Origin of the sequence: Stenotrophomonas sp. Iso1, assembly GCF_027497995.1 — a bacterium.
Classification (GTDB): domain Bacteria; phylum Pseudomonadota; class Gammaproteobacteria; order Xanthomonadales; family Xanthomonadaceae; genus Stenotrophomonas.
In genome coordinates this window covers 1,909,528-1,935,250 of record NZ_JAODBT010000001.1, presented here as the reverse complement: position 1 = coordinate 1,935,250, position 25,723 = coordinate 1,909,528, and the positions used below count along the sequence as shown (strand labels likewise).

The following is a 25,723-nucleotide window of genomic DNA, read 5'->3' as shown; positions in this document are numbered from 1 at the left end:
CAGCTCATCGCGGAACTGGATCAACCCACGCGGGTTCGGTCACCTTTTCCAGCAGCCTCCGTACTGGCGACAGGGCCGGACTCTTGCCGCTACTCGGGCGCCCAACTACGCAGCCCCACAGAATGGGCCTTTCGTACCAATGCCCATGCGTCTTGAGTCGCACAGCAACGTGCCGCCCACCCAACGCAGCAGCTAACCCCACCATTGCCGGCACTGCAGTGAAGTCCAGCGGTACTTGCAAGCTGTCGGCTGCGTCCATGCACCAAGTGCGTACGCAGTCCGGTAACAGCGCAGGATCGAGTACCGGCACCGCTGGCAGCGGATCGGGTAACGGCTCGGGGGCGAAAGACTGCACAGGGCTTCGCGCGCGCGCTGCCTCCGAAGGAGTCGGTAATAGCAGCAAAGCGTTTACTGCGACCGCATCGGCATCAGAGTTGACCGCCAGCCAGTCCACACTGTCTCCTTTCTCGGCCAGGCCAAGGGCATCAACGTCGATGCATTCCACGGTGCAGCCCAGCGCGTACAGTCGCGCGCCCGCTTCCTCGGCGTACTTCCTTCCGGCTTCATCATTATCCGGCCACAGTCGAACACGTCGCCCCGCCAGCGGCGACCAGTCGGCTCCCTCGGCACTCGATGCACTCCCACTGGTCGTGGCCAGCAGGCCCAGCCTGGCCAAAGCATCTGCGCAGGCTTCGCCTTCGACGATGTACACAAGCGCGCCGTCGCGGGCATCAGCCAGCTCATGCAGGCGATACAAGAGCTTCCCGGCAGCCGGTGCAGGCGGCTCCCCGATGACATACCCAGCACCATTCCAGTGCATCGGCCGAATCCATTTCTCGCCCGTGTCCGGATGCTTGCAGCGGATCCGCCAGAAAGATGGCTCACCATCGGCGGCGGAGTATGTGTGAAGGCCCACGGGGCGCATACCTAGGCGGATGGGATCGGCCGCCAATTTCCGTGCTGCATCCTTGAGCGCTTCAATAGAAGCCGCACTCACGCTCGCAACCCCAGCAGCTCGCGCGCTGCATCGGTAAATGGCAGGACGAACAGACGCATGTGGAAGGTGATCAAGTCGCCGCTACCGCACCCGGCAAAGCACTTCCAGCCGCCATGTGAAAAATTCACGCTCAGTGAGGCATTTAGATCCTCGTGAAACGGACATTGCCCCTGTGCCCAGCCACCACTTTTTGCATTGCCTAGTTTGGCAACGCGCTCCCGATAATAATTTTCAGGGGCGGGTAAACGGGTGTGCCAGTCATCCGGCAGTCGCCCGCCATTTCGTGAAATCTTGCCGTAAACTTGCCGTGCAACCTGCCTGTCAGCGTGTGCATGGCCCCGGTTCCCGCCGGGGCCCCTTCGTTTCTGGATCATGCGGAAACCTCCTTCCGCGAAGCTGCGATGCGCTCCTCGATCCATTCATCCAGCTCGGCTTCTACCCAAGCACTGCAACGTTCGGACAGTTTCACAGGCGGCGGGAAGCTGCCCGCGTTGATCAATGCATATATCTGAGACTTACTGAGGTCAACTTTGGCCTTGACGCGCGGGAGGCGTAACAAAGTCTTACTGGGCATAACTGCGTTCCATGTGGTTTGACGCAGTCACTATCTTTCTAATGACGTTTGTTCATCAGGGACAAAAGCGCATCATTTGTTCGATCTTTGTCCCCTGCGAAAGCGCTGGATTGATTTATATGCCGACTCCTGATCCAGTCCAATGCATTCGGCAAAGATCATTACTATGGGACTGGATTCTCCGAAGGTGACTTCCAACTCCTCAGCTTTAAAGTAGCGAAGGAGTGCTTCCCAAAACTGGCTATGCTTTGGACTGTTGGCAGGTCGGTAGAGGGCTATACACGCGTCCAAGTGCCAAGCGGCGCGTGCAACTGGCTCGATAACTTCAGCATTCAACCAGCCCTGCGGCAGCTCTTCTTGCTCCTCATGCATCGGAAAGTCCATCGGAAGATCCGTAGTGAAAGGCGCCCCCACGACTGAAAGGTCAGTCAGCGCTTTGGCCAACATGTTCTTTGCCTTCCGAAGACGGTCAAAATCATCGGCCGCAAGCTTGGTAATCCCAATGCCTTGCAGAGCCAGAGAAATCCACACTGCGCCACTGATCTGTCCGTTAACATCTGCTCCAGCACGTTCCAACTGTTCTGCAATCTTGCGCCTTGAAGGAGGTTTATAAAGATCCATTTGAACCTTCGCAGAAGCCAAGGGCATTGCCCTTGGACTTGTAATGTAAGCACCTATCGGCAAACGCCCTACCCTGACACGCTTCAGCCATCCGGGTGGATGTCGAGCGCAGGCAATGCATTTACGATCTTCAGCGTCTCCAGGCTGACGGTTACCACGCGCTGGAACAGCTCCAACGGGTATTTCGGGTTGCCCATGGTTTCGGTGGCCCAGTCGTTGGCGTCGTTGACGATGCCGCTGTCCTTGTCCACGCGCACGGCTTGGCGTTCCATCACCCAGTCCAGCGCGGCCTTGCCGTTGACGATGTAGCCCCAGGCCGCCTCGGGAATGTCGCGGAGGGTGATTTTGGTGTTGTAGACCACGGTGCTGCGGTCGTTGACGGATTTGCCAGTGGCCGGATCTTTCACCTTAGCGAACTTCATCTTCTCGACGCGGTAGTCGGCATCGGTCAGCTTGTCTTTCGTGTCGATGGTCAGCGGGTAAGCGTCCGCCGCTTCGTAATTCAGGTGAAGCGCGGCGAGGTCACGGCCGGCCTGGCTGAAATGCCGGAAATCGGCGGCGGTGCGCACGCGCGGGATGCGCGGCAGCTCCTTGTTAAGGTTGTCGGCATAGCGTTCGCGGTAGTCCGGCGAGTGCAGCAGGCCGTAGATATAGTAGAACAGGTCTTCCTTGCTGATCGTCTCTCCCGGATAAGCGCTGCTGAAATGCGCGAGGCCGGCGTCCGTGATGGCGTCGCGGCGGCGCGGGGCGTTGCTGGATTGGCCGGCAAACAGGCCATCATCGGACCGCTGGGCGGTTTCGTCGTAGAGGTAGAGAGAGAAGCATTGTGTGCCCCCATCCCCCATGGTCTTCAGCCCAGGAACTAGGTTGAAAATAAATGTGCTGAAAGAAACCGTACCTCCAGACGATGGCACACAAATTACGACATTGTCGGCTCTCGCATCCGGGAAGATGCGCGGCATCTGGTAGACCATTTCATTGAAACGGCGGTTGAAATACAGCCATTGCCTGGTGAACGGGCGATACAGGCTGGGAACAATGCACTCGGCCTCGAATACATAGCTGCGATCCTTGCCAAGATCCTGCTTCAGTGCGCGGGTCCAACTGATTCGCGTCGGGTCGCTGTCGATGAAGCCATCCACGCGTACCTGCCGCGCCTTGGTATCCAGCCCCGGATGCGCGGCATCGAAGCGTGCCACTTCGGCGTTGTAGAAGCCGATCATTCCCGTCATGTTGGCCGTGAGCTTGGCCTTGCTCTGGTTGTAGGCCCAGGCATCGCGGTTGGTGACCACGCCGAGCGAGAAGTTGTCGAACAGCTTGGCCGCATCGCCCTTCTTGTCGCCCAACACCATGAAACGTTCGAAGCTGTCATCGCGCTGCTTCAGCCAGTCGCAATGTGCATCCGGGGTGATGCGCTGCCAGTCCTGCTCGGGAATGCCACCGACACTGGCATAGGTTTCGATCTTCTCCAGCTTGTCTTCGCGGCTCAGGTAATCGCCGATATCGTGAAAGTAGATGCGGCCATGTTCGGTAGCTTGCGGATTCTTGACCAGCAGTGAAATGGCGATGGGGGCGCGGCTGCCGCTGCCGAAAATCTTGCCACCTTCCTTGCGTGAGGTCTCGCCACTGGTGCGCTGATTTCCACGCAGATGGAACACGTAGATGTCGGAGAACTCCTCGGCCAGGCACTGCCGCAGGCCATCGGCGGTATTAGCTTCCACGAAGCCCGCATTGGTGACGAAGCCGATGATTCCGGCATCGCCGACCCGGTCACTGGCCCAGCGGATGGCGCGGATGTAGCTGTCATACAGCCCCTTGGACAAGGTGGCATTCGAGCGGGCCGCGTAGGTGTCACGGATGCGCGCATCCAGCGCGGGATACTCCACGTTGTCGTTGTTGTCGTTCTCGCTTTTCTGCCCGATGGAATACGGCGGGTTGCCGACGATCACCCGGATATCCAGCGTCTTCTGCCGCTTGCGCCGGGCGCTGTTGTCCACCAGCAGGGCATCCACCAGATCGTCCTTCTCGTACATTTGGAAGGTATCGGTGAGCAAAATGCCCTCGAACGGAACGTAATCGCCGCCGGCCAATCCGTGATATGTCGCCTCGATATTGATGGCGGCGATGTAGTAGGCCAGCAGCACCAGCTCGTTGGCGTGGATCTCGTGCCTGTATTTGTGGGCCAATTCCTCCGGCTTGATCAGGCCGGACTGCAGCAACCGGGTGATAAAGGTGCCGGTGCCGGTAAACGGGTCCAGGATATGCACGCCCTTGCTGCCCAGGGTCTGGCCGAACTCTTTCTGCAGCAGGTGGTTGACGCTGTGCAGGATGAAATCCACCACTTCCACCGGGGTGTAGACGATGCCCAGGCGCTCGGTCATTTTCGGGAAGGCGTTGCGGAAGAACTTGTCGTACAGCTCGACAATGATCTTCTGCTTGCCCTGCGCGCTGTCGATGCCTTCGGCGCGCAGCTTCACGCTGTCGTAGAACGCCTGCAGGGTGTCGGCCTCCTTGCCCAGATTCTGTTCGTGCAGCACATCCAGCACCGCTTGCATGGCCTTGGACATGGGGTTGTGGCTGGCGAAGCTGTAATCGGCAAACAGCGCATCAAACACCGGTTTGGTGATGAGGTGCTGGGCCAGCATTTCGATGATTTCGGCGTCGCTGACCTTGTCGTTGAGGTCGTCGCGTAGCTCGTGGGCAAAGGCGTGGAAGGCCTCGCGTGCCTTGGGCTGGCTGTCGTCCTCCAGCACGGCCTTGATGCGGTCGATATGGGTCTGGGCGATCTTGGCGATATCGTTGGCCCAGTCTTCCCAGTGGTGACGGTTGCCGCATTTGTCCACCACCTTTGCGTATAGGGCGCGCTCGATCTGGCCAACCTCGAACTCGAAGCCGATCTGGTCAGGGGCCGGGCCATAGCGCTCGGCCTTCTCGCCGATACCAAAGCTACCCTTAGCCTTGGCCGTCTTGGCGGCGCTGTCCACTAGGCGTGCGGTCTTGCGCTGTACGGTATCGGCAATGGCCACCACTTCCATCTTGCTGCGGTCCGGGCCGACCAGGTCCAACTTGTTGACCATCGCGTCGAAGCGGTCATCGTGGGAGCGCAACGCCTGCAGTACCTGCCAGACCACGGCGTAGGTCTTGTTGTCGTCCAGTGCGCGCTCAGGCTCGACGCCGGCGGGGATCACCACCGGCAGCACGACGTAACCGCGCCGCTTGCCCGGTGCGTTGCGCATGACACGGCCGACGGACTGCACCACGTCCACCTGCGAGTTGCGCGGGGTGAGGAACAGCACGGCATCCAGCGCAGGCACGTCCACGCCTTCAGACAAGCAGCGCACATTGGACAGGATGCGGCAGGTATCTTCCGGCGTCGGCGCCTTGAGCCAATCAAGCTTGGCTTCCTTCTGCCCGGCATTCATGCCACCGTCTACGTGCTCGGCTTCGCATGTCAGGCGTGCGCCGTCTTCAATGTCCTCGGCATCTTGATAGGCCTCTACCACCGCCTGGAACATGCCGGAAATTTCCTTGGAGCTGACCTTGTGGGTTTTGCCACCCTTGCCCGGCTCGATCACCTGACAGAACGCAACCGCACGTTTCATAGGCTCTGGAGTGTCGTTACCGTCCTCGTGCAGACCCAACTTGGCCAGTGCCTTCCAGCAGCCGACGATCTTGGCCGCATCGTCCACCTTAAGTGTGTTGTTCTCGTCCTTCAGTAGTGCCTGCAGTCGGCGGTTGACGTGGGATTCCTCCACGGCAAGTACGATCACCTTGTAGTCCACCAGCAAGCCGCGCTTGACCGCCTCGGAGAAAGTGATGACAAACAACTGCTTGCCATACCATTCCTCATTATCCATCGAGTACAGGGTGGCATTGTCGCGCTCGGCAATCGCTTTGGCCTCGTTCCCGTAGATGCGCGGGGTGGCGGTCATATACAGGCGCTTGGCCGCGCGCAGGTAGTTGGCGTCATGCACGCGGACGAATGCGCTTTCATCATCAGCTTCGAACGTTGCGCCCGTGGTGCGGTGGGCCTCGTCGCAAACGATCAGATCGAAGTCGTCCAGGCCGTGCGCGTGCTGGGCGTCGTGCAGCACTTCGATGGAATGGTAGGTGCTGAACACCACCGTCATATGCTTTGCGTCGTGACGGGCCTCCACACCCTGTGCCAACCGTTTGGCATCGGTGGTGGCCGGGTAACGCAGTTCATGGGCAAAGGTCTGGACGGCATCGTCCTCCTTCCTTCCCTTCTTCTTGCCTACATCGCTGTCAGAACACACTGCAAAGCTGTGCAGCGGAATGTCGCTCTCTTGCGTCCATTCGGTAAGCGTCTGCGACAACAGAGAAAGGCTAGGCACCAGAAACAGCACGCGCTTGCCCTTGCCGGCCATCGTTTCGGCAATCTTGAGGCTGGTAAAAGTCTTGCCGGTACCACACGCCATGATCAGTTTGCCGCGATCAGCGTCGGCCAAGCCTGCCATCGCCGCGTTCAACGCATTCTGTTGGTGAGGCCGCAGAGACTTTTTAGGTTTCAGGACGACCGGCGCGCTGGATTGGAAGCGGCTCCAGTCGATCTGGCTGGCTTCCAGGTCATGAAGGGTGATCTTGCTGACCGGGGGCTGCTGGTCCACCAAGGCATTTTCGGCGTTGTCGCTCCAGTGATCGGTGGTGGCCACAATGATGCGGCGGGCGAACGGTTTGCGCCCAGACGCCGTGAAAAAGCTGTCGATATCCTTTTTCTGCAGCTTGTAGTCCGGCGCATAGAACTTGCACTGGATGGCATGAATTTCGCCGGTTCCCGCCATTTCGGCCACCAGGTCGATGCCGTCATCCTTGGCGCTGAAACCGTTCGCCAGCGCCCACTGCGCCCAAGTCCAGACGTTGCTATACAGGTCGCGGTAGCTGGCTTCGTGGCGCAAATAGGCCACGATCAGCTCTTCAAAGTAGGTTCCTTTCTCGCGCTCGGTCTTGGAAGACTGGCGCAGCGAATCCAGCAATCCCTGCAGTGGTGTGGTCATCGTGTTCTTTCCCCGGTGGTGCTTGATGGTGTTAGGTCTGTGCCCGGCGCGACAAGTCAGCCCGCGCGACTCTTGAAGGGCAGCACGTTATTATTGTTTCGCAGGGCATCTAGGTAGTCTGCCCATGCCTGCATCATGCTTACACGCTCAGGCAGGTACTGCGCCGCATGCGTGTAGGCTTCGCGGACCTTGTTCGTTTCAGCATGAGCCAGTTGCCTCTCGATGGCATCGGCATTCCAGCCCATTTCGTTGAGCCTTGTTGCCGCCATGCTGCGGAAGCCATGGCCGGTCATTTCATCGCCGGAATAGCCCAGCGCGCGCAGCGCGGCGTTGATTGTGTTTTCCGACATGGGGCGATTCGGACGCATTCCCGGAAATACGTGGGAGCCGCCGCCTGTAAGTCCGTGCAGTTCCTGCAGGAGGGCCACTGCCTGGCTGGACAGGGGTACAAGATGCGCCGCCTTCATCTTCATGCGTTCAGGACGGATTCGCCAGATTGCTGCGTCCAGATCTATCTCGTCCCATTCTGCCGCCCGAAGCTCACCGGGGCGGACAAACACCAGCGGGGCAAGTCTCAACGCTGCCAGAGTGACGGGCTGACCATTGAATCCGTCTATGGCGCGTAATAACTGGCCGATCTTGGACGGCTCGGTGATGGCGGCATGGTGGCGGGCCTTGACGCTTTTTAGCGCCCCTCGCAGGCTGGCGGTGGGGTCAATCTCGGTCTTACCTTCCAGCATTGCGTAGCGGAATACCTGACCGGCCTTGATCTTGGCGCGGCTGGCGGTTTCCAACTTTCCGGTAGCCTCGATCTTCCGCAGGGCGGCAAGTAGCTCGCGGGACGTGATTTCGCCAATAGAGCGGCTTCCGATCTCGGGAAACAAGAAGGTTTCCAACAACCAACGGTTCTTCTCAGCAGTGACACGTGCAACAGCCTGCCGAGTCATCCACTCGCGAGCCACGGCCTCGAATGTGTCAGCAGAGGCCGACATCGCTGCCTTTTGCTCCAGCTTCCTCAGCTTGCGCTGTTCACTTGGATCAATCCCGGCCGCAATCATTTCGCGAAATTCATCACACTTCTTTCGGGCTAACTTCAACCCTACTTTGTGATAAGTTCCAAGTGACAGGCGTTTTTCCTTTCCTCCGATGCGGTACTTCAGTCGCCACCATTTGCCCCCGGTGGGAGAGACTTCCAAGTAGAGGCCATCGCCATCAAACAGCCGCTGGGTTCGGCCGGTAGCTTTCGCGTTGCGGATTGTGAGATCTGATAGCGCCATTGGGGGCAACTCAATAGAGAAGGCTGGGGTCATTACGGCTGTTGCCCCCATATTTGCCCCCAACCACCGCCGGATTGCAATGCATCTTGCTGGACGCCACCCAACCAACAGGCACAAAAAAACCCGCTAAGTTGCGGGTTTGATTGAAGTTTCCGGACTTCCTAGGACGTCTTGAAACAAGGCATTGGTGCCGAAGGGGGGACTCGAACCCCCACGCTTTTAAGGGCGGCGGATTTTGAATCCGCTGCGTCTACCGATTCCGCCACTTCGGCTGGCTGGCCGGCGATTATAGCGAAGGTTTTGGCCCTTGGGCAGGTACCTGACACCTTTTTTTGTGTAATCCATGTTTTGCGGAGTGGCTATACTCGGTGCATTCGGAAAACGGGGAGTGGCCGATGACCTCGCTTCAAGGTCTGCGGGTTCTCATTGTCGAAAACGACGAGCTCAACGCCATGCTGCTGCAGCTGCAGCTGGAGGGCGAAGGCATGTTGGTGACGGGGGTCGCGCCCTCCGTGGCAGTGGCGCTGCAGATGCTGGACGAGCTGCAGCCGCAGCTGGTGTTTCTCGACTATTGGCTCGCCCATGGCGAGACCAGCAGCCCGGTGGCCAGGCAGCTCTGCCTGCAGGGCATTCCCTTCCTGGTCGCGACAGGCATGGATATTTCGCTGTTGCCCGAGGTGTTTGATGCGGGCATCAAGCTGGCCAAGCCCTACACCGGCAACGATCTGACCAATGCACTGAGGCAGGCGCTGGCGCTGGCCTGAGCCGCGCCGGAAGCCCGCATACGGAAAGGCCCCGAAACCGGGGCCTTTCCTTGTTCACACAGCCGAAACTGCAGACTCAGTCGCCGCGACGCGCGCGGGCGAATGCATCGGCCAGGGCGTTGTTGGCCGGTGCCGCCGATGTCGTCGGACGTGATGCCTGACCACCGCCATTGCGGCCGCCACGGTTGCCGGCATTGCCGCCATCGCGGCGCGGGCCGTTGCTCTGCCCTGCGGCCTGACGGTCATCACGCTCAGCCTTCTTCGGCGCCGGCGTGTCGTCCAGACGCCGCGTCAAGGCGATGCGCTTGCGGGCTACATCGACCTCCAGCACCTTCACCTTGACGATGTCACCGGCCTTGACCACATCGCGCGGGTCCTTGACGAAGGTGTCCGACAGCGCCGAGATGTGGATCAAACCGTCTTGGTGCACGCCGATATCCACGAAGGCACCGAACGCAGCCACGTTGCTGACCACGCCTTCCAGAATCATGCCTTCACGCAGATCCTTGATGTCTTCCACGCCCTCGGCAAAACGCGCCGCCTTGAATTCCGGGCGCGGATCGCGGCCGGGCTTCTCCAGCTCCTTGAGGATGTCGCGCACGGTCGGCACGCCGAACTTGTCGTCGGTGAACTGCTCAGCCTTCAGACCGCGCAGATAGCTGCCGTCTCCGAGCAACGTCCTGATCGGGCGATCCGCTGCCGCGACGATGCGCTGAACCACCGGATACGCTTCCGGATGCACCGCCGACGCATCCAACGGCTCATCGCCGTCACCGATACGCAGGAAGCCTGCGCATTGCTCGAACGTCTTGTCGCCCAGACGCGGCACCTTGAGCAGATCTTTGCGGCGTTTGAACGGGCCATTTTCATCACGATGACGCACGATGTTTTCAGCTACTGTCGATGACAAACCCGACACCCTCGACAACAGCGCCGCAGATGCCATGTTGACGAACACGCCCACCGCATTCACGCAGTCTTCCACGCGCGCATCCAGCGCTTTGGCCAGGCGGTACTGATCCACATCGTGCTGATACTGGCCCACGCCGATGGCCTTGGGATCGATCTTGACCAACTCGGCCAGCGGATCCTGCAGGCGCCGTGCGATGGACACCGCACCGCGAATGGAAACATCCAGATTCGGGAATTCCTTGGCCGCAAATTCAGAGGCCGAGTACACCGATGCACCCGCCTCGCTGACCACGATCTTCTGCAGCTTCGGGTTGCCGCAAAGCGCGATGACTTCGCCGGCCAGTTTGTCGGTCTCGCGGCTTGCGGTGCCGTTGCCGATGGCGATCAGTTCAACGTTGTGCTTGTCGCACAGATGACGAATCGTCTGCAGCGATTGCTCCCACTGGCGGCGCGGCTCATGCGGATAAATGGTGTCGGTCGCGACCAGCTTGCCGGTGGCGTCCACCACGGCAATCTTGCAGCCGGTACGAATACCCGGATCCAAGCCCAATACCGCCTTCGGGCCAGCAGGTGCGGCCAACAGCAGATCCTTGAGGTTGTCGCCGAACACCGCGATCGCTTCGGCCTCGGCCTTCTCGCGCGCTTGGTTGAACAGGTCCAGCAGCAGATGCATATGCAGCTTGGCGCGCCAGGTCAGGCGGCAGGCATCCAGCAACCAGCGGTCCGCTGCGCGACCTTTGTCAGCGATGCCTGCATTGCGTGCCACGCGGCCTTCGCCGTACTGATGGCCAGCTTCCGCATCAGTGCCTGGGTCCAGTTCCAGGAACAGGATTTCTTCACGACGCGCACGGAACAACGCCAGCAGACGGTGCGACGGAATCTTCGCCAGCGATTCCGCATGGTCGAAGTAGTCACGATACTTGGCGCCTTCGTTTTCCTTGCCTTCGGCGACGCGCGCGCGAATGACGCCCACGTCGTTGAGCCACAGACGAAGTTCACCGACCAGCGCGGCATCTTCGCCCCAGCGCTCCATCAGGATGGCGCGCGCGCCTTCGAGTGCGGCCTTGGTGTCGGCAACGCCCTTTTCCGTATCCACGAAACCACTGGCGAAGGATTGCGGATCGAGCGAGGGATCGGCCAACAAGCCATCAGCCAACGGCTCCAATCCTGCTTCACGGGCAATCTGCGCCTTGGTGCGGCGTTTCGGCTTGTACGGCAGGTACAGATCTTCAAGCCGACTCTTGGTATCGGCGCCGAGGATCTCGCCACGCAAGACGTCGGTGAGCTTGCCCTGCTCTTCAATGCTTGCCAGCACCGAGCTGCGGCGGTCTTCGAGTTCACGCAGGTAGGTCAGGCGTGATTCGAGATTACGCAGCTGGGTGTCGTCCAGTCCGCCGGTGACTTCCTTTCGGTAGCGTGCGATGAACGGGACGCTGGCGCCCTCATCCAACAAAGCGATGGCGGCGTTGGCCTGGGCAGTCTGGGCGCCGATTTCGGCGGCGATAGTCTGCGCAATCTGCTGCGCGAGCTTGGTGTCTTGCATTGCCTGCTGCGGAACCCACGGGGACAGTAGTCTGCATTCTGGCAACGCAGCGCCGTGGGCGAAAGCCATTGACAGCACGCGCCGGACCTGTCGCCCGGCGCGCTGGGGCCATTACCCCAGGTGCTGACTCAAACGTTGGGAGGCGATGTCGTCGCGCAGGTCTTCCAGCACCATGACCCGCATGCGGGCACGGCCATTGACCTCCATCATCCGCTCCACGTAGAACTCCGGACCATTTTCCGTATCCGCGCGGGTCTTGCTGAAGCCGTAGGGCACGACGCCCTTGTCGCCATCCTTGCTGCCACCGATGTAAAGAACGATTGCCATGGTGGTAAGTACTCCTGTTAGTTCTGCAACGCCGCCACCATACGTGGGTGGGTGTTACCAGGATGTACAAAAAAAGTTTTCAGCCCATGACCACTGCATTTCGATATGACGACAATGCATGAACGCCGGTTCAGTTCCACCACGGCCACCAACCGCGTCCATGCATTGCGTAATGATCCGCCGCGCGTTCGAGCGGGTTACGCACGCTCACACCACCGCACAACAGATACAGCGGAAGAAACAACGGACCCAGCAACAAGTACTGGAACACGTGCGCGCGTTCGTGATCGCCCAGGCGCACACGCGGGTGCTCGCATCGTCCGGCACGGTGTTCGTAGGTAAGGCATAGCCCATCCATATCATCGCCGGTGTGCAGGATCACCATGCCCAACGTGATCGCACCGCCCGGGCCCCACGGCCAACGCCGGAATACCAATGCGCATTCGCGACGGCTCCAGTACCAACGTGCGCCTGCAACCATGCCGACAAGACCTGCAATCAGGCCGATCAGCGTATTGGGTAGCGTCCACAACGCGCCCAGCCCCTGCAGCACGCGCAGACCAACCTGCCGACGTGAAACATCTGCCGGAGGCGATGAATCAGCCACGCGCGCTCACGACGTTCACGCGCCTGCCCGACGCAGGCGCTGCAACTGCTGCTGGAACCACGTCGCTGCATCCTGCTCGGCTGTACCCGGGCACGCCACACGGTACGGCTTGCCACTGATGCTGCTACGGCTGGCGGCACGATCGATGAACTGCTCGGCGGTATCGGTCAAATTGCGCTTGAGCAGATAGTCGTACTTGCGCTGCAGATGACTGCGCGCCTCGGCCGGTTCGTGCCAGCTTCCATTGCGCTGGAAGCGGCAGCCTGAAGTTTCCAACGCCTGCATCAAGCCGTTGATCTCACGCTGTGCGGTGGCGCTCGGCGCAGCACCGGCGATGGAAGCAAAGGTCGCAAACGCGATGCCGACGGAATATTTGAAACAACGGATCATGCGCGTTCACTCAACCATTCATGGATGGCGCCCGGCACTTCCCGCTGCGCACGCCCGGAAACATAGATGCCGATATGGCCGCCACGGAAACCCACTTCCGTGTAGTCGCTGGCGCCGATCTGCGCCTGCATGGCCCTGGAAGCCGAAGGCGGCACCAGGTGATCCTGCTCGGCGTAGATGTTGAGCACCGGCATGGTCAGCGCTTTCAGGTCCACCGGCTCTTCGCCGATGACGATGCTGCCATTCATCAGGCCATTGGCCTGGTAGAACTGTTTGACGAATTGGCGGAAGGTTTCGCCAGCAAGATCAGGCGAATCGAAGATCCACTTTTCCATACGCAGGAAATCCTCCAGCGCCTGCTTGTCGTCCAGGATGTCCATCAAGCCCACGTACTTCTGCACGTTCAAGCGGAACGGCTTGAGCATCAGGTAACTGGCGTTCATCAGATCCGCCGGGATGTTGCCCAGCGTATCCACGAACAGATCCACATCCACCTGCCGCGCCCAATGCGAGAGCATGTTGTCCGCCGTATGGAAATCCACCGGCGTCACCATCGTGATCAGGTTGCGTACCTTGTGCGGGCGCAATGCGGCATAGCACAGCGAGAACACGCCGCCCTGGCAGATGCCGAGCAGGTTTATCGCCTCGCCATCGTGCTGCGCACGCAGGTGGTCCACCGCGCCGTCGATGTAGCGCAGCAGGTAATCCTCCAGCGTGAGGTAACGCTCGGAGCGATCGGGATAACCCCAATCCAGCACGTACACGTCCTGCCCCAGCGCCAGCAGCTTCTGCACCAGCGAGCGGCCGTCCTGCAGATCCACCATGTACGGTCGGTTGACCAGCGCATAGACGATCAACAGCGGTGGTTGCCCGTTGCTCGGCTCACTGCCGACGAAGCGGTAGAGCTTGACCTTGCCATCGCTCCACACTTCCTCGCGCTCGGTGACGCCGTAATCCACGTCTTCGACACCGGGCAGCAGCTTCAGGCCCTCCAGCAGTTTGCGCTGCCATTGCAGCGTTTCCTGCAACAGATCATCGCCACCGAAACCTAGCGGGCCCTTCATGCCTTACCTCTGCCGGAGGTGGTCTTGCTGCGGGTGGATTTGGTGGCGGCCTTCTTGGGCTTGGCCTTTGCTTCTGGTTTCGCGGTTGCCTTCGTTGCCTGCTTCGCCTTGGCCTTCGGCTTCGCGGACGGCTTCGCTTTCGATTCCGTCTTCGGCTTTGCCGCAGCTGCTGTGCGCTTGCCGGAAGCCGGCGCTGCACGATCCGCGGATTGTTTGGCAGCAGGCGCAGACGTCGCCGCTATCAAACGCCGAATCTGACGTTCCAACTCGGTGATACGCCGATGCGCAGCATCCATTTCGCTGCGGGTCGGCATGCCCATCGTTTCGCAGGCACGCTCCAATTCCTGTTGCGAGGCGGCGCGCAGACGCATCTGCGCATTGGCCAGGTCAGCGTAGATGCGCTGGAAATCTTCCGACATCGCGACCTTGGCGTAGGCCTCTTCCGCCGCATCGATCCACAGATCGAACATGGCGCGGGCGCTGGTCAGCTGACTACCCGGCACTTCGTGTTCGGCCAACTTGGCCTCGAAGCGCTTGAAGGCGTCGTCCAGCACGTTGCGGATGGTTTCCACATAGACATCGGCGCGGCCCTGGTACTCGCGCTGCATTTTCAGCAGTGCCTGCCAGCGCGCCTGATGCTCACGTGCCGGGCCGAACGCAGGCGCCTGCAGCCATTCGTCGCCGCCGAAGCCGGCCTGCACGGTGCGTGCGAATTCGCGCACCCAGGGCTGGTCGTTGAGCGCATTGCCACCACGGGCAGCGCCGAGCATCCAGCGCAGCAAGCCTTCGCCCTGCCCCTGCACCGCTTCGCGCCAGGCGCCGGCCACTTCGGCCGCGCTGGTGTCCTGTCCGGCGAAACGGGCCGCCACCTGCTGCATCAAGCTGAACCAGTCGCCCGCCTGATGCTGAAAACGTGCTCCCAGGTCCTGCACATCGGCCGGGGCGTCGGTGGTAACCAACCGCGTCCACTGCTCGATGCTCTCGCGCCAGGGGAACTCCCCCGCCGCCGCCTCGGCCTGCCCCTGAGAAGCCTGCGCCCATGCCTGCCAGTAACGGCGCATGTCCCCGTCAAAGCCCTCGTTTCCGTTGTTACCTGGCCCACTCATTGGTTGATTCCCTGATTGCCTGGCGATGATAGCAATGCCACTCGGAGCCCGGTTCAGGGTTTGGGAATGCGCAACGTCTTGCTGATCATCAACGAGCCGGACAGCGCGAACAGCAGCACCATCGGATGCAGCTGCCACGGGCCCAGCTGCCAGCTACCGCCCCACAAGGCCGGGCCGATGGCGCTGAAGTGCGCCGCCAGGGCCAGCACGATCACCAGTGCCAGGCTGGTCGGGATGGGCGTGCCTTCAAAGTACGGCACCTTGTCCGAATCACCGGAAATCGCCTCGGCGGTGACGTTGTAGCGGGCCAGACGGCTGACGCCGCAGCAGACGAAGTAGCTCAGCACCAGCCAGTCCCAGCCGCCCTGCATGCCGCAGGCATAGGCCAGCGCCGCTGGCGCCACGCCGAAGGAGATCACATCGGCCAGCGAATCCAGCTCGCGACCCAGCGTGGACGACGACTGCCGCCAGCGCGCCACCCGCCCGTCCAGCGCATCGAAAATGAAGGCCAGCGGGATCAGCGCCATGCCGAACATCAGGTAGCCGCGCTGTCCGTCCTGCAGGAAGCGCATCGCGGCAAACACCGCGCCAGTGCCGCAGAAGGCGTTGCCGAGCGTGAACCAGTCCGCAAGCTGAAACTCGCGAAGCATCGAAAAGTGACGTTTCATGGGGACTCACAAGGCATGGACCGCCACAGATTACCGCGAGCGCCTGTGTACGTGACAGCACGATGTGCCGCCGATTCAGCCGTTCAACACGCCGCGCGGGCCCTGCCTGCAAAGCACTTCAACCGGCAGCTCACGCAGCGCAGCGGTGCGGTTATAACCGGGTGTAAGCCCAGGACTGCATCCGACCGTCGCGGTACGGCATCACGCCGTGGAACGGCCGGGGGTCCTCGTCGAACACCAACGGCAGGAAATTGCGATCACCCTCCCACAGCGGCAGCGACTCCAGCTGGTCCACCGCGACCCACTCCAACGTACCTTCCGGGTTGGATTCCAGTGGCGTGCCGGTGTAGTCGTCGACGACGAAGATGAAGGCGAACCAGTCTTCACCGTTCTTGCCGAAACCCGGCCAGCTGATGGTGCCGCGCATGCGGGTGGTGCCACATTCGATGCCGGCTTCTTCGCGAATTTCGCGATGCATGCAGGCCAGGATGTCCTCGTCCGGCTCCATCTTGCCGCCCAACCCGTTGTACTTGCCCAGGTGGATATCGCCGGGACGGGTGTTGCGGTGGATCATCAAGGCCTGCGTGCCATCAGGGGACAGCACGTAACCAAGCGTGGCCAGAATCGGGGTGTACGGCATCTGCGGCAACCAGAAACAGGGGAACGCGCATTATGGCCGATTGCCGCTGCGCCTCAGTGTTCGAGCGCGGAAGGAACCCGACGTACCACGGCGGCATCGGTGTCGATGCGATGCAGGGTGGCCACGCCATGGCCGCGCTCGGCCAGGTATTCCAGCCACTTGCCTAGGAAGGTGTTCATGCGCATGCGGTGGCTGATCAGCTCATCGGCTGGCGGGTACATGCCAACCACGTCCTGCCAGCGCCGCCCCACATAACAATGGGTGGCCTCGGCCTGCCGCGCATCGCCGTACAGACGCACATACGCGGACGGATCAGGCTCGCCGGTGACCGGATCGCACAGGTCATACGTCATGCGCAATTCGACCGTGTAGCGATGGCATTCAATGACATCCAGACGCAGATCCAGGCCATCACCAATGCGCGAGGAATACGTACCCGCTTTCAGCTGCTGCGGTGCGAACAAGCGCACCAGGTGCCCGTAATTTTCCGCATACAAGCCCATCAACCAGCTGAGGCGGCTCAGACGGGGGATGCGATCGATGCGGAAAAGTGCCTGTGACATGGGCTGATCGTACACGCGGTGTCGTGTCGGGTGCAGCCTTGTGGACCTGTCGGATACAAGCGCAGACTGGGTGGTGCCTGGTTGTGGTCGGTGCCGGCGCCCGGCGGATTGGTGCGGAGCTTGGCTCCGCACTACGGGGCGGCGAGAGCGCCGACTCAGTACATTTCGCGCTGCAGACCCAGCGTCCCCAGCACCTTGCTGGAGATTTCCTCGATCGAGGTATGGGTGGTGCTCAAGGTCGGGATGCGCTCCATGCGGAACATGGTCTCCGCCGCCGAAACCTCACGCTTGCAGACTTCGGCGCTGGCATAGCGCGAGTTCGGCCGGCGTTCCTGGCGGATCTGCTGCAGACGTTCCGGGTCGATGGTCAGCCCGAACAGCTTGTTGCGATAGGGACGCAGGCGCGGCGGCAGACGGTCGTTTTCCAAGTCTTCCTCGGTCAACGGGTAGTTGGCCGCGCGGATGCCGTAATGCATCGCCAGATAAATGCAGGTCGGGGTCTTGCCGGCGCGCGATACCGCGACCAGCACCACGTCGGCTTCGTCGTAGTTCACCGCGATGCCGTCGTCATGACTCAGCGCAAAATTCATCGCATTGATGCGCCGATGGTAGGTATCGAAGTCGACCATGCCATGGGCCTGACCCACTTTGGAGTGCCTGGCAGCGTTCAGTTCACTTTCCAACGGGCCGATAAACGGCGCGAACACGTCCAGAACCAGCGCCCCGCTCTCCTCCAGAATCCCGCCGAGGCTGGAATCCACGCAGGAACTGATGACGATCGGCCGCACTTGATAACGCTCCCCGGCCGCCCGGATACGCGCCGCCGCCTCTTGGGCTTTGTCGGCATCGTCCACGAATGACATGCGATCAGTAACGAAACTGAAGCCATTGAACTGGGTCAACAGGCTGTGGCCAATGGTTTCGGCGGTGATGCCGGTACCGTCAGAGACATAGAAAACCGGCCGAATTGCCGTCATGCGCGATCCCTCGAAGTGATGGTCCTGACTCAGGACAGGATGCTTGGACGTACCCTGTCCCGGGAAAGACAAGCACAAGACAAAGTATTGTCACAAGCTTGTGCCGCTTGGGTGTGCACTGCATCATATTGGCTTCTTCCTACGGACGTGGCCATCCCAAGCCCGCCTCGGGCGATGGCCAAACGGAGCATCGCGCTTGAACGAGAATATCCTGTGGTTGCATGAGCTGCGCTTGGCCGATCTGGCCCGCGTAGGTGGCAAGAATTCCTCGCTCGGCGAGATGATCGGCAATCTTGCCGGCTTGGGCGTGTCGGTGCCTGGCGGCTATGCCACCACGTCCGAGGCCTTCAAGGACTTCATTGCCCATAACGACCTGTCCAAGCGCATCTTTGACAAGCTGGCCACGCTGGACGTGGAAGATGTCGCCGCACTGACCGTCGCCGGCAAGGAAATCCGCAGCTGGGTGATCGACGCCCCGCTGCAGCCGGAGCTGGACAAGCACATCCGCGAGGCCTACGCCAAGCTCAGCGCCGACAACGGCGGCGGCGACGTGGCCGTTGCAGTGCGCTCCTCGGCCACGGCCGAAGATCTGCCTGACGCGTCCTTCGCCGGCCAGCAGGAAACCTTCCTCAACGTGACCGGCGCCGACGATGTCGTGCACAAGGTCAAGGAAGTATTCGCTTCGCTGTACAACGACCGCGCCATCGCCTACCGCGTCCACCACGGCTTCAAGCACGAGGACGTGTTCCTGTCCGCCGGCGTGCAGCTGATGGTGCGCTCGGGCGTGGGTTCGTCCGGCGTGCTGTTCACCCTGGACACCGAGTCCGGCTTCCGCGACGTGGTGTTCGTCACCTCGTCGTTCGGCCTGGGCGAAATGGTCGTGCAGGGCGCGGTCAACCCGGATGAGTTCTACGTCTACAAGCCCACCTTGAATGCTGGCAAGCCGGCGATCCTGCGCCGCTCGCTGGGCTCCAAGGCGATCCGCATGGTCTATTCGGATGTCCCGGGTGAGCGCGTCAAGATCGAAGACACCCCGGTCGACATGCGCAACACCTTCTCCATCAGCGACGAGGACGTGCAGGAACTGTCCAAGCAGGCGCTGGTGATCGAAAAGCATTACGGCCGCCCGATGGATATCGAGTGGGCCAAGGACGGCGTCAGCGGCAAGCTGTTCATCGTGCAGGCCCGCCCGGAGACCGTGAAGTCGCGCGCCAAGGCCACGCAGATGGAGCGTTACTCGCTGCAGGGCAAGGGCGAAGTGATTGCCGAAGGCCGTGCCGTGGGCGCCAAGATCGGCGCCGGTACCGCCCGCGTGGTGAAGTCGCTGGAAGACATGGCCCGCGTGCAGCCCGGCGACGTGCTGATCGCCGACATGACCGACCCCGATTGGGAACCGGTGATGAAGCGCGCTTCGGCCATCGTCACCAACCGTGGTGGCCGTACCTGCCACGCCGCGATCATCGCGCGTGAGCTGGGCGTGCCGGCCGTGGTCGGCTCGGGCAATGCCACGCAGCTGATCAAGGATGGCCAGGAAGTGACCGTCAGCTGCGCTGAAGGCGACACCGGCTTCATCTACGACGGCAAGCTGGCGTTCGAGCGCACCACCACCGACCTTGAGAACATGCCGCCGGCACCGCTCAAGATCATGATGAACGTGGCCAACCCGGAACGCGCCTTCGACTTCGGCCAGCTGCCGAACGCCGGCATCGGCCTGGCCCGCCTGGAAATGATCATCGCCAGCCACATCGGCATTCACCCGAATGCGCTGCTGGAGTACGACCGCCAGGACGCCGCCACCAAGAAGAAGATCGACGAGAAGATTGCCGGTTACAAAGACCCGGTGAGCTTCTACGTGAACCGTCTGGCCGAGGGCATCGCCACCCTCACCGCCTCGGTCGCACCGAACCCGGTGATCGTGCGCCTGTCGGACTTCAAGTCCAACGAGTACGCCAACCTGATCGGCGGCACCAGCTACGAGCCGCACGAAGAGAACCCGATGATCGGCTTCCGCGGCGCCAGCCGTTATGTCGACCCGAGCTTCTCCAAGGCGTTCGCACTGGAATGCCAGGCCGTGTTGCGCGTGCGCAATGAGATGGGCCTTGAGAACCTGTGGGTGATGATCCCGTTCGTGCGCACGCTGGAAGAAGGCCGCAAAGTCGTCGAGGTGCTGGCTGCCAACGGCCTGAAGCAGGGCGAGAACGGCCTGAAGATCATCATGATGTGCGAGGTACCGTCCAACGCGCTGCTGGCCGATGAATTCCTTGAGATCTTCGACGGCTTCTCGATCGGCTCCAACGACCTGACCCAGCTCACCCTCGGCCTGGACCGCGATTCCTCGATCGTCGCGCACCTGTTCGACGAGCGGAACCCAGCGGTGAAGAAGCTGCTGTCGATGGCGATCAAGTCCGCGCGCGCCAAGGGCAAGTACGTCGGCATCTGCGGCCAGGGCCCGTCCGATCACCCGGATCTGGCCGAATGGCTGATGCAGGAAGGCATCGAGTCGGTGTCGCTGAACCCGGACACCGTGGTCGACACCTGGCTGCGTCTGGCCAAGCTCAAGGCCAACAGCTGATCCTGCTGTAGCTGCCCGGCTGTAAATCAAAAACCCCGCTTCGGCGGGGTTTTCGTTGGTGAGCGTTGTGAGCCCTGCCCCGCTCGCGTCACCGAGCGCAGCCTTGCGTCGCTACGAAATGCGCCCCGCCAGACTGCCGTAGACCAGACGCACCGACTCGAAGCCGTACTTGCGCTCCAGCCGTTTGACGATGAAATGCCCGCGCGCCATGTCCTGGTAGTAACCGATGAAAATCGTGTTCAACGTGGCCCCTGCCACCGCGCCGATCACCGGCACCGCCTGCGCGGCGAACTTCTCCGACACCACCACGCCGAAGCGCACGGCGACTTTCTCGACGAGCTTCGCCAGCCACTGGCCCGCTTCCTTCGGTCCCAACCCGAGCAGCACGCCGGGGCCACCCGTCGCGACACCACCCGCCAGTTCCGCCGACAAATGCCGCATCACTTCGGTGGTGAAACCGCGTGCGAGGTAATAGCCGGTCTCGCTGGCGTCATCCTTGCCGCTGTTGCCGCCGAGCGCGAACACCTCCAGGCAGGCCTGGCGGGTGGCGAAGTCATTCAGGTCGAAGCCTTCGCTGCGGGCGATATCGGCCACCGCGCGCATGATGATGGTGGTCGACAGCGGCAGCTCGATGGCCAACGCCGGCAGGCCGCCAGCGCCACCCAGCGCACCCGAGGCGGCCGCGGCGAGCTTGTGCAGGCGTGGCGACGCCGACTTGCCCTGCTGCTTGTCCATGCTCCACAACGCCGTCTGCGCCGCCTTGTAGAGCGCGGCTTCGGTAACGCTCTGGATACGCGAGGAAACGGCGCTGGGCAGCTTGCGCACCACGAATTCCAGCGGCGAACCGATCAGGTTGGCCATCTTCGCGGTCAGCGTGGGTGCTTCCAGCAGGGCCACGGCACGCTGCAGATCGGCCATGTCCTGGTCATGGCTACGGATATCGCTCGGCATCACGGTCAATTCGTTCATGCGGCCGATGATAGCGACAGCGGGTTGAATGGAATGTGCGGGGTTGCGGCCGTTCGGGTTGCTGGGGGCTGGTGCCCTCTCGGTGGAGCTGCCGAGCGTGGCTCGGCACTACACCCGCCTGCGGCGTGGCTTATGCCTGGGGCAGCCCTGCCAGCGCGCCCATGAACTGGCGGTAGTGGCGCAGTTCGGCGATGGAGTCCTGCACGTCGCTCAGCGCGGTGTGACTGGAGGTCTTGGTCACCCCGGCGGCGACGGTCGGCGCCCAGCGCTTGGCCAGCTCCTTGACCGTGGACACGTCCAGGTTGCGGTAGTGGAAGTACTTCTCCAGACGCGGCATTTCGCGGTGCAGGAAGCGGCGGTCCTGGCAGATCGAGTTGCCGCACATCGGCGAGGCGCCGGCCTTGATCCATTCCTGCAGGAACACGATGGTCTGTGCTTCGGCCTGGCCCAGGGTGACGGTGCTGTCGAGCACTCGCTGCCACAGGCCCGAGCGCTGATGCTGATTGCGGTTCCATTCGTCCATCGCTTCCAGCGTGGCCAATGGGTGGGAAATGGCGAACTCCGGCCCTTCGGCCAGCACATTGAGTTGTGCGTCGGTAACGACAGTGGCGATCTCGATGATCGAATCGTTGTCCGTATCGAGCCCGGTCATCTCCAGGTCGATCCAGATCAACCGGTCATTGCCTGCCTTGTTATCCACCATGTCTTGCCTCGTGCTGTGGGCCGGCGAAACAACGCCGCCAGCCGGAATATCGAAGCGCGCATGATACGCCGGCCCTGCGGGTAGACCGCGTCAAAGGTCGCCCGGTGTCAGCAGCGGGCGGCCGCGTTTGGCCCGGAAATAGTTGGTCAAGCGCAGGCTGGCATCCTGCGCCAGCAGCCCGCTGAGCACCTCGACACGGTGGTTGTGCCGTGGGTCGCCGACAAGATCAAACACGCTGCCGCAGGCCCCGGTCTTGGGGTCAGCCGCCGCAAACACCAGCCGCGCGATACGCGCATGCACCAGCGCCATCGCACACATCGCGCAGGGCTCCAGGGTCACGTACAGCGTGCTGCCGATCAGCCGATGGTTTCCCAAGCGCTTGCCCGCCTCGCGCATCGCGACGATCTCGGCATGCGCACTGGGATCATGGCTGGCGATGTTGAGGTTCCAGCCCTCGCCCAGCAGCTCACCATCGGCACCGACCAACACCGCCCCGACCGGGATCTCGTCGAACTCACGCTGGGCGCGGTCAGCGAGTGCCAGAGCGTGATGCATCCAGTGGAGGTCGGTGTCGGTGGTTGTTGCTGCTATCGGCTTATCGGTCATGACTGATGCCCTTTTGTCGCGTGCAGGTCTGTGCACGAACCGAGGGTTCGCGACTGACCAGCTGCAGCAGTTTGAGGGGAAGAGCGATCACGCGACGGACTCCGGCGACAACACATTGCATCGATGCGCCTGCATTCTATGAAACAACACGACCGGATTCAGCAGTCGCAGCGCCGGCTTTGTTAAACCGCGCTCACATGCTCGACGATCAACTGGATCGCCTCGCCGCCGCGATAGTCATCACTGACCAGACGATAGGCGACATGCACCTGCTGGCCGGGCGCGCTGCCGTGCCAGCCGCTGAAATGAATCGCGTTGATGCGCGCGGTGCTGCCGGTTTGGCGCAGTACCAGCTTCAGATGGCGCTCCTTGAGCACGCGCCATTCCACCACTTCGAATACGCCGTCGAACAAGGGTTCGGCGAAGCCCTGCCCCCACGGGCCGGCCAGACGCAACGCTTCGGCGTGTTGGAAATCCAGTTCAGCACTGGAAAGCTCACCATCGCTGAGCAATTGCTGCTGCAGCAATGCCGGCTCCATCGTCGCCAACACCTGGGCCTGGAAGGCTTCCTTGAAGGCTTCAAGTTGTTGCAACGGCAGGCTCAATCCCGCCGCCATGGCGTGGCCGCCGAACTTCTCCATCAAACCGGGATGATTGGCATGGATGGCCGCCAGGGCATCACGAATATGGAAGCCGGAAATCGAACGTGCCGAGCCGCGCAATGCCGTCCCACCCGGCTCTGCAGGCGCGAAAGCGATCACCGGCCGATGCAGGCGATCCTTCATCTTCGAGGCGACAAGGCCGACCACACCCGGATGCCATTGCTCATCGAACAGGCACGCGGCGACCGGGCGTTGCCCGTCGTCGTTGATCAGCACCCGCGACACCGCCAGCTCCGCGTCGTCGGTCATGATCTGCTGCACCGCGCGACGCTCGCTGTTGATCTCTTCCAGCAGCGCGGCAATCTCGCGCGCTTGCGAGGCGTCTTCGGTGAGCAACAACTCGATGCCGAGCGCCATGTCTTCCAGGCGCCCTGCTGCGTTCAAACGTGGCCCCAGCGCGAAGCCGATGTCACTGGCGCTCAGGCGTCGCACGTCGCGGCCGCTGGCTTCGATCAGGGCGCGCAGGCCGACGCAACCCTTGCCCGAACGCAGTCGCCGCAATCCGGCCGACACGAGCGCGCGATTGTTTTCGTCCAGTGCCACCAGGTCGGCCACCGTGCCAACGGCCACAAGATCCAGCAGCGTCAACAGATCCGGCTCCGGCTGGCTGACGAACGCACCCTGCCCGCGCAGATGACGGCGCAACGCCATCAACACGTAGAAGATGACGCCCACGCCGGCCAGCGCCTTGCTCGGGAACGCATCGCCGTCCACGTTCGGATCGACGATGGCATCGGCAGGCGGCAGCCGTTCGCCGGGCAGATGGTGGTCGGTGATCAACACCTGCCAACCCAGCGCCTTTGCCGCGTTGACGCCGGCATGACAGGCGATGCCATGGTCCACGGTCACCAGCAGATCCGGTTTGAGCGCCGCCAATTCCTCCACCAGCGCGGGCGACAAACCGTAGCCGTGCACCATGCGGTTTGGCACCGCGTGCACCACATCGCGCGCACCGAGCATGCGCAATCCGCGCACGCCTACCGCACACGCGGTGGCGCCGTCGCAGTCGAAATCGCCGACGATCAAAATGCGTTTATCTGCAGCAATGGCAGCGGCCAACAGCGCGACCGCCGATTGCATGCCGCCCAGCAGTTCCGGCGCATGCAACTGCGCCAGGCGCGGCTGTGCCTGCTCGGGCGACAGCGCGCCGCGCGCGGCATAGATACGTTGCAGCAACGGCAAAGTTTCGCCGTTCCATTGCCCGCCATCGACGATATCGCGGCGGACGATCTTCAACGACTCAACCATCCGTCAGCGCCGTCAGCGGCTTTTTCCAGAACCGCCACCGTTGGCCGCGAAGAATGCGGTAATGCGTGCCGTCTTCGAAATCCAGCCGCAGTTCTTCCAGCTCGCCGCGAGCGAGGGCATCCAGCAGCGGCGTGATCGCATCACGCGTAAGTTGATCGAGAGAACGCAGCTGGCGCAGATCGACCAATGCATCCACGGTCTGCTCACCGCCGATACGCACGCCGGCCATCTTCGCCAGGCCCTGCAACAAGGCATCGCGGCTGCGCACCTGTGCATGCACGGTACTCACTGACGCCGGCAGCGTGCCCGCGCCCCAGAACCACAAGGAATTGACCGCACGTTTGCCGTCGGCAACACGCTGCTCGTTCCACGGATGCTGATGCAGCACCACCTGCGCTTCGGTCAACAAGGCGCGCCATTGGCGGCCGTTGTCGCCATCGGGCAGATGCTCAAATAGGTCATCGCCCAGCACCACTTCCGGCTCGACGAAAGTCGGCAACGGCGTGGCTTCGGGCAGACGCAGATACCAGCGCGAGGGCGTCGGTGCATCCAGTTGATAGCCGAAGCCGGCGAACAAGGTCTGCAGCTCCGGCACCAGCGCATCCACGTCGGCCTGCTCCAGGCGCAACGTTTCGGCCGACGCCATCAGCCGAGCGCCCTGCATGTCGGGCACGACATTGGCAGGGTCGGCGCGCAGCCACAGGCTGCCATCGGCGTCACCGGCATCGGCGTGGCGGCTGAGTGCAGCCGCCGACCAACTTGCCGGCTCGATGGTGAAATGCCGGCGCAGCTGCGCCGACTCACCCGCCTCGGCGAGCCCGTGTTCGGCTCGCCCCAGAGCGGCGGCCACCTGTGCCGGCAATGCACCCGCCGGAAAACGACTGCGCGCAGGCAGCAGCAGTGTGGCCTTGGCCATCG

23 protein-coding genes and 1 tRNA gene are annotated in these 25,723 nt (G+C 62.0%); 2 read left to right on the top strand and 22 right to left on the bottom strand.

What is annotated here, in order from left to right:
• Positions 1-4: 4 nt before the first annotated feature.
• The 7 genes from PAN08_RS08545 to PAN08_RS08515 all read right to left on the bottom strand — a co-directional run bounded on the left by PAN08_RS08545 (position 5) and on the right by PAN08_RS08515 (position 8,756).
• Entirely contained in the window at positions 5-997 is a 993-nt protein-coding gene (locus PAN08_RS08545; protein ID WP_269791010.1) for a DUF3987 domain-containing protein, read from the bottom strand.
• Complete coding sequence (locus PAN08_RS08540; protein ID WP_269791009.1) at positions 994-1,371, bottom strand: CHC2 zinc finger domain-containing protein; 378 nt, start codon at positions 1,369-1,371, stop codon at positions 994-996. The genes PAN08_RS08545 and PAN08_RS08540 overlap by 4 nt, the downstream gene beginning before the upstream one ends.
• Positions 1,368-1,571, bottom strand: a complete 204-nt coding sequence (locus PAN08_RS08535; protein ID WP_269791008.1) for an AlpA family transcriptional regulator — start codon at positions 1,569-1,571, stop codon at positions 1,368-1,370. The genes PAN08_RS08540 and PAN08_RS08535 overlap by 4 nt, the downstream gene beginning before the upstream one ends.
• 72 nt (positions 1,572-1,643) lie before the next feature.
• The gene (locus tag PAN08_RS08530; RefSeq protein ID WP_269791007.1) at positions 1,644-2,192 is read right to left on the bottom strand and encodes a hypothetical protein; all 549 of its coding nucleotides are present in this window, start codon (positions 2,190-2,192) and stop codon (positions 1,644-1,646) included.
• A gap of 83 nt (positions 2,193-2,275) precedes the next feature.
• A complete protein-coding gene (locus tag PAN08_RS08525; RefSeq protein WP_269791006.1) occupies positions 2,276-7,207 on the bottom strand; it encodes a type ISP restriction/modification enzyme in 4,932 nt (1,643 codons plus the stop codon).
• 56 nt (positions 7,208-7,263) lie between these two features.
• Positions 7,264-8,517 carry a tyrosine-type recombinase/integrase gene (locus PAN08_RS08520; RefSeq protein ID WP_332840092.1) on the bottom strand — a complete coding sequence of 418 codons (1,254 nt, stop codon included), beginning with the start codon at positions 8,515-8,517 and terminating at the stop codon, positions 7,264-7,266.
• A gap of 152 nt (positions 8,518-8,669) precedes the next feature.
• Positions 8,670-8,756 (bottom strand) — tRNA-Leu (locus PAN08_RS08515).
• A gap of 123 nt (positions 8,757-8,879) precedes the next feature.
• Here PAN08_RS08515 and PAN08_RS08510 point away from each other — a divergent pair.
• Positions 8,880-9,248, top strand: a complete 369-nt coding sequence (locus tag PAN08_RS08510) for a response regulator (RefSeq protein ID WP_269791005.1) — start codon at positions 8,880-8,882, stop codon at positions 9,246-9,248.
• 76 nt (positions 9,249-9,324) lie between these two features.
• Here PAN08_RS08510 and PAN08_RS08505 read toward each other — a convergent pair whose 3' ends face one another.
• The 10 genes from PAN08_RS08505 to PAN08_RS08460 form a co-directional block, all read right to left on the bottom strand.
• Entirely contained in the window at positions 9,325-11,703 is a 2,379-nt protein-coding gene (locus PAN08_RS08505) for a Tex family protein (protein WP_269791004.1), read from the bottom strand.
• Positions 11,704-11,814: 111 nt separating this feature from the next.
• Positions 11,815-12,030, bottom strand: coding sequence for a hypothetical protein (locus PAN08_RS08500; RefSeq protein ID WP_269791003.1), 216 nt, complete (start codon positions 12,028-12,030; stop codon positions 11,815-11,817).
• A gap of 130 nt (positions 12,031-12,160) precedes the next feature.
• Complete coding sequence (locus PAN08_RS08495) at positions 12,161-12,580, bottom strand: hypothetical protein (RefSeq protein WP_269791211.1); 420 nt, start codon at positions 12,578-12,580, stop codon at positions 12,161-12,163.
• A 72-nt stretch (positions 12,581-12,652) separates the two neighbouring features.
• The gene (locus PAN08_RS08490) at positions 12,653-13,027 is read right to left on the bottom strand and encodes a DUF5329 domain-containing protein (protein ID WP_269791002.1); all 375 of its coding nucleotides are present in this window, start codon (positions 13,025-13,027) and stop codon (positions 12,653-12,655) included.
• Positions 13,024-14,091 carry a class III poly(R)-hydroxyalkanoic acid synthase subunit PhaC gene (locus PAN08_RS08485; protein WP_269791001.1) on the bottom strand — a complete coding sequence of 356 codons (1,068 nt, stop codon included), beginning with the start codon at positions 14,089-14,091 and terminating at the stop codon, positions 13,024-13,026. The genes PAN08_RS08490 and PAN08_RS08485 overlap by 4 nt, the downstream gene beginning before the upstream one ends.
• Complete coding sequence (phaE, locus tag PAN08_RS08480) at positions 14,088-15,197, bottom strand: class III poly(R)-hydroxyalkanoic acid synthase subunit PhaE (RefSeq protein ID WP_269791000.1); 1,110 nt, start codon at positions 15,195-15,197, stop codon at positions 14,088-14,090. Before phaE ends, PAN08_RS08485 begins: the two co-directional genes overlap by 4 nt.
• A 53-nt stretch (positions 15,198-15,250) precedes the next feature.
• The gene (locus PAN08_RS08475) at positions 15,251-15,865 is read right to left on the bottom strand and encodes a phosphatidylcholine/phosphatidylserine synthase (protein ID WP_269790999.1); all 615 of its coding nucleotides are present in this window, start codon (positions 15,863-15,865) and stop codon (positions 15,251-15,253) included.
• 151 nt (positions 15,866-16,016) lie between these two features.
• On the bottom strand, positions 16,017-16,505 hold the full coding sequence (locus PAN08_RS08470) for an 8-oxo-dGTP diphosphatase (protein ID WP_269790998.1): 489 nt from the start codon (positions 16,503-16,505) through the stop codon (positions 16,017-16,019).
• A 53-nt stretch (positions 16,506-16,558) separates the two neighbouring features.
• A complete protein-coding gene (locus PAN08_RS08465) occupies positions 16,559-17,068 on the bottom strand; it encodes a DUF1249 domain-containing protein (RefSeq protein ID WP_269790997.1) in 510 nt (169 codons plus the stop codon).
• Between the two features lie 155 nt (positions 17,069-17,223).
• Positions 17,224-18,045 carry a pyruvate, water dikinase regulatory protein gene (locus tag PAN08_RS08460; RefSeq protein WP_269790996.1) on the bottom strand — a complete coding sequence of 274 codons (822 nt, stop codon included), beginning with the start codon at positions 18,043-18,045 and terminating at the stop codon, positions 17,224-17,226.
• A 196-nt stretch (positions 18,046-18,241) separates the two neighbouring features.
• Here PAN08_RS08460 and ppsA point away from each other — a divergent pair, with 196 nt between their 5' ends.
• On the top strand, positions 18,242-20,617 hold the full coding sequence (ppsA, locus tag PAN08_RS08455; protein WP_269790995.1) for a phosphoenolpyruvate synthase: 2,376 nt from the start codon (positions 18,242-18,244) through the stop codon (positions 20,615-20,617).
• Between the two features lie 111 nt (positions 20,618-20,728).
• Here ppsA and PAN08_RS08450 read toward each other — a convergent pair whose 3' ends face one another.
• The 5 genes from PAN08_RS08450 to PAN08_RS08430 form a co-directional block, all read right to left on the bottom strand.
• Positions 20,729-21,586: an EcsC family protein gene (locus PAN08_RS08450; RefSeq protein WP_269790994.1), complete on the bottom strand. Its 858-nt coding sequence runs from the start codon at positions 21,584-21,586 to the stop codon at positions 20,729-20,731.
• 130 nt (positions 21,587-21,716) lie between these two features.
• Positions 21,717-22,289, bottom strand: coding sequence for an oligoribonuclease (gene orn / locus PAN08_RS08445; RefSeq protein ID WP_269790993.1), 573 nt, complete (start codon positions 22,287-22,289; stop codon positions 21,717-21,719).
• Between the two features lie 90 nt (positions 22,290-22,379).
• A complete protein-coding gene (tadA, locus tag PAN08_RS08440; RefSeq protein WP_269790992.1) occupies positions 22,380-22,895 on the bottom strand; it encodes a tRNA adenosine(34) deaminase TadA in 516 nt (171 codons plus the stop codon).
• A 182-nt stretch (positions 22,896-23,077) separates the two neighbouring features.
• Positions 23,078-24,805 (bottom strand): single-stranded-DNA-specific exonuclease RecJ, encoded by a 1,728-nt coding sequence (recJ, locus tag PAN08_RS08435; RefSeq protein ID WP_269790991.1) that lies wholly within the window; start codon positions 24,803-24,805, stop codon positions 23,078-23,080.
• Positions 24,798-25,721: a phosphoglycerate mutase gene (locus tag PAN08_RS08430; RefSeq protein WP_269790990.1), complete on the bottom strand. Its 924-nt coding sequence runs from the start codon at positions 25,719-25,721 to the stop codon at positions 24,798-24,800. The genes recJ and PAN08_RS08430 overlap by 8 nt, the downstream gene beginning before the upstream one ends.
• Positions 25,722-25,723: the final 2 nt, after the last annotated feature.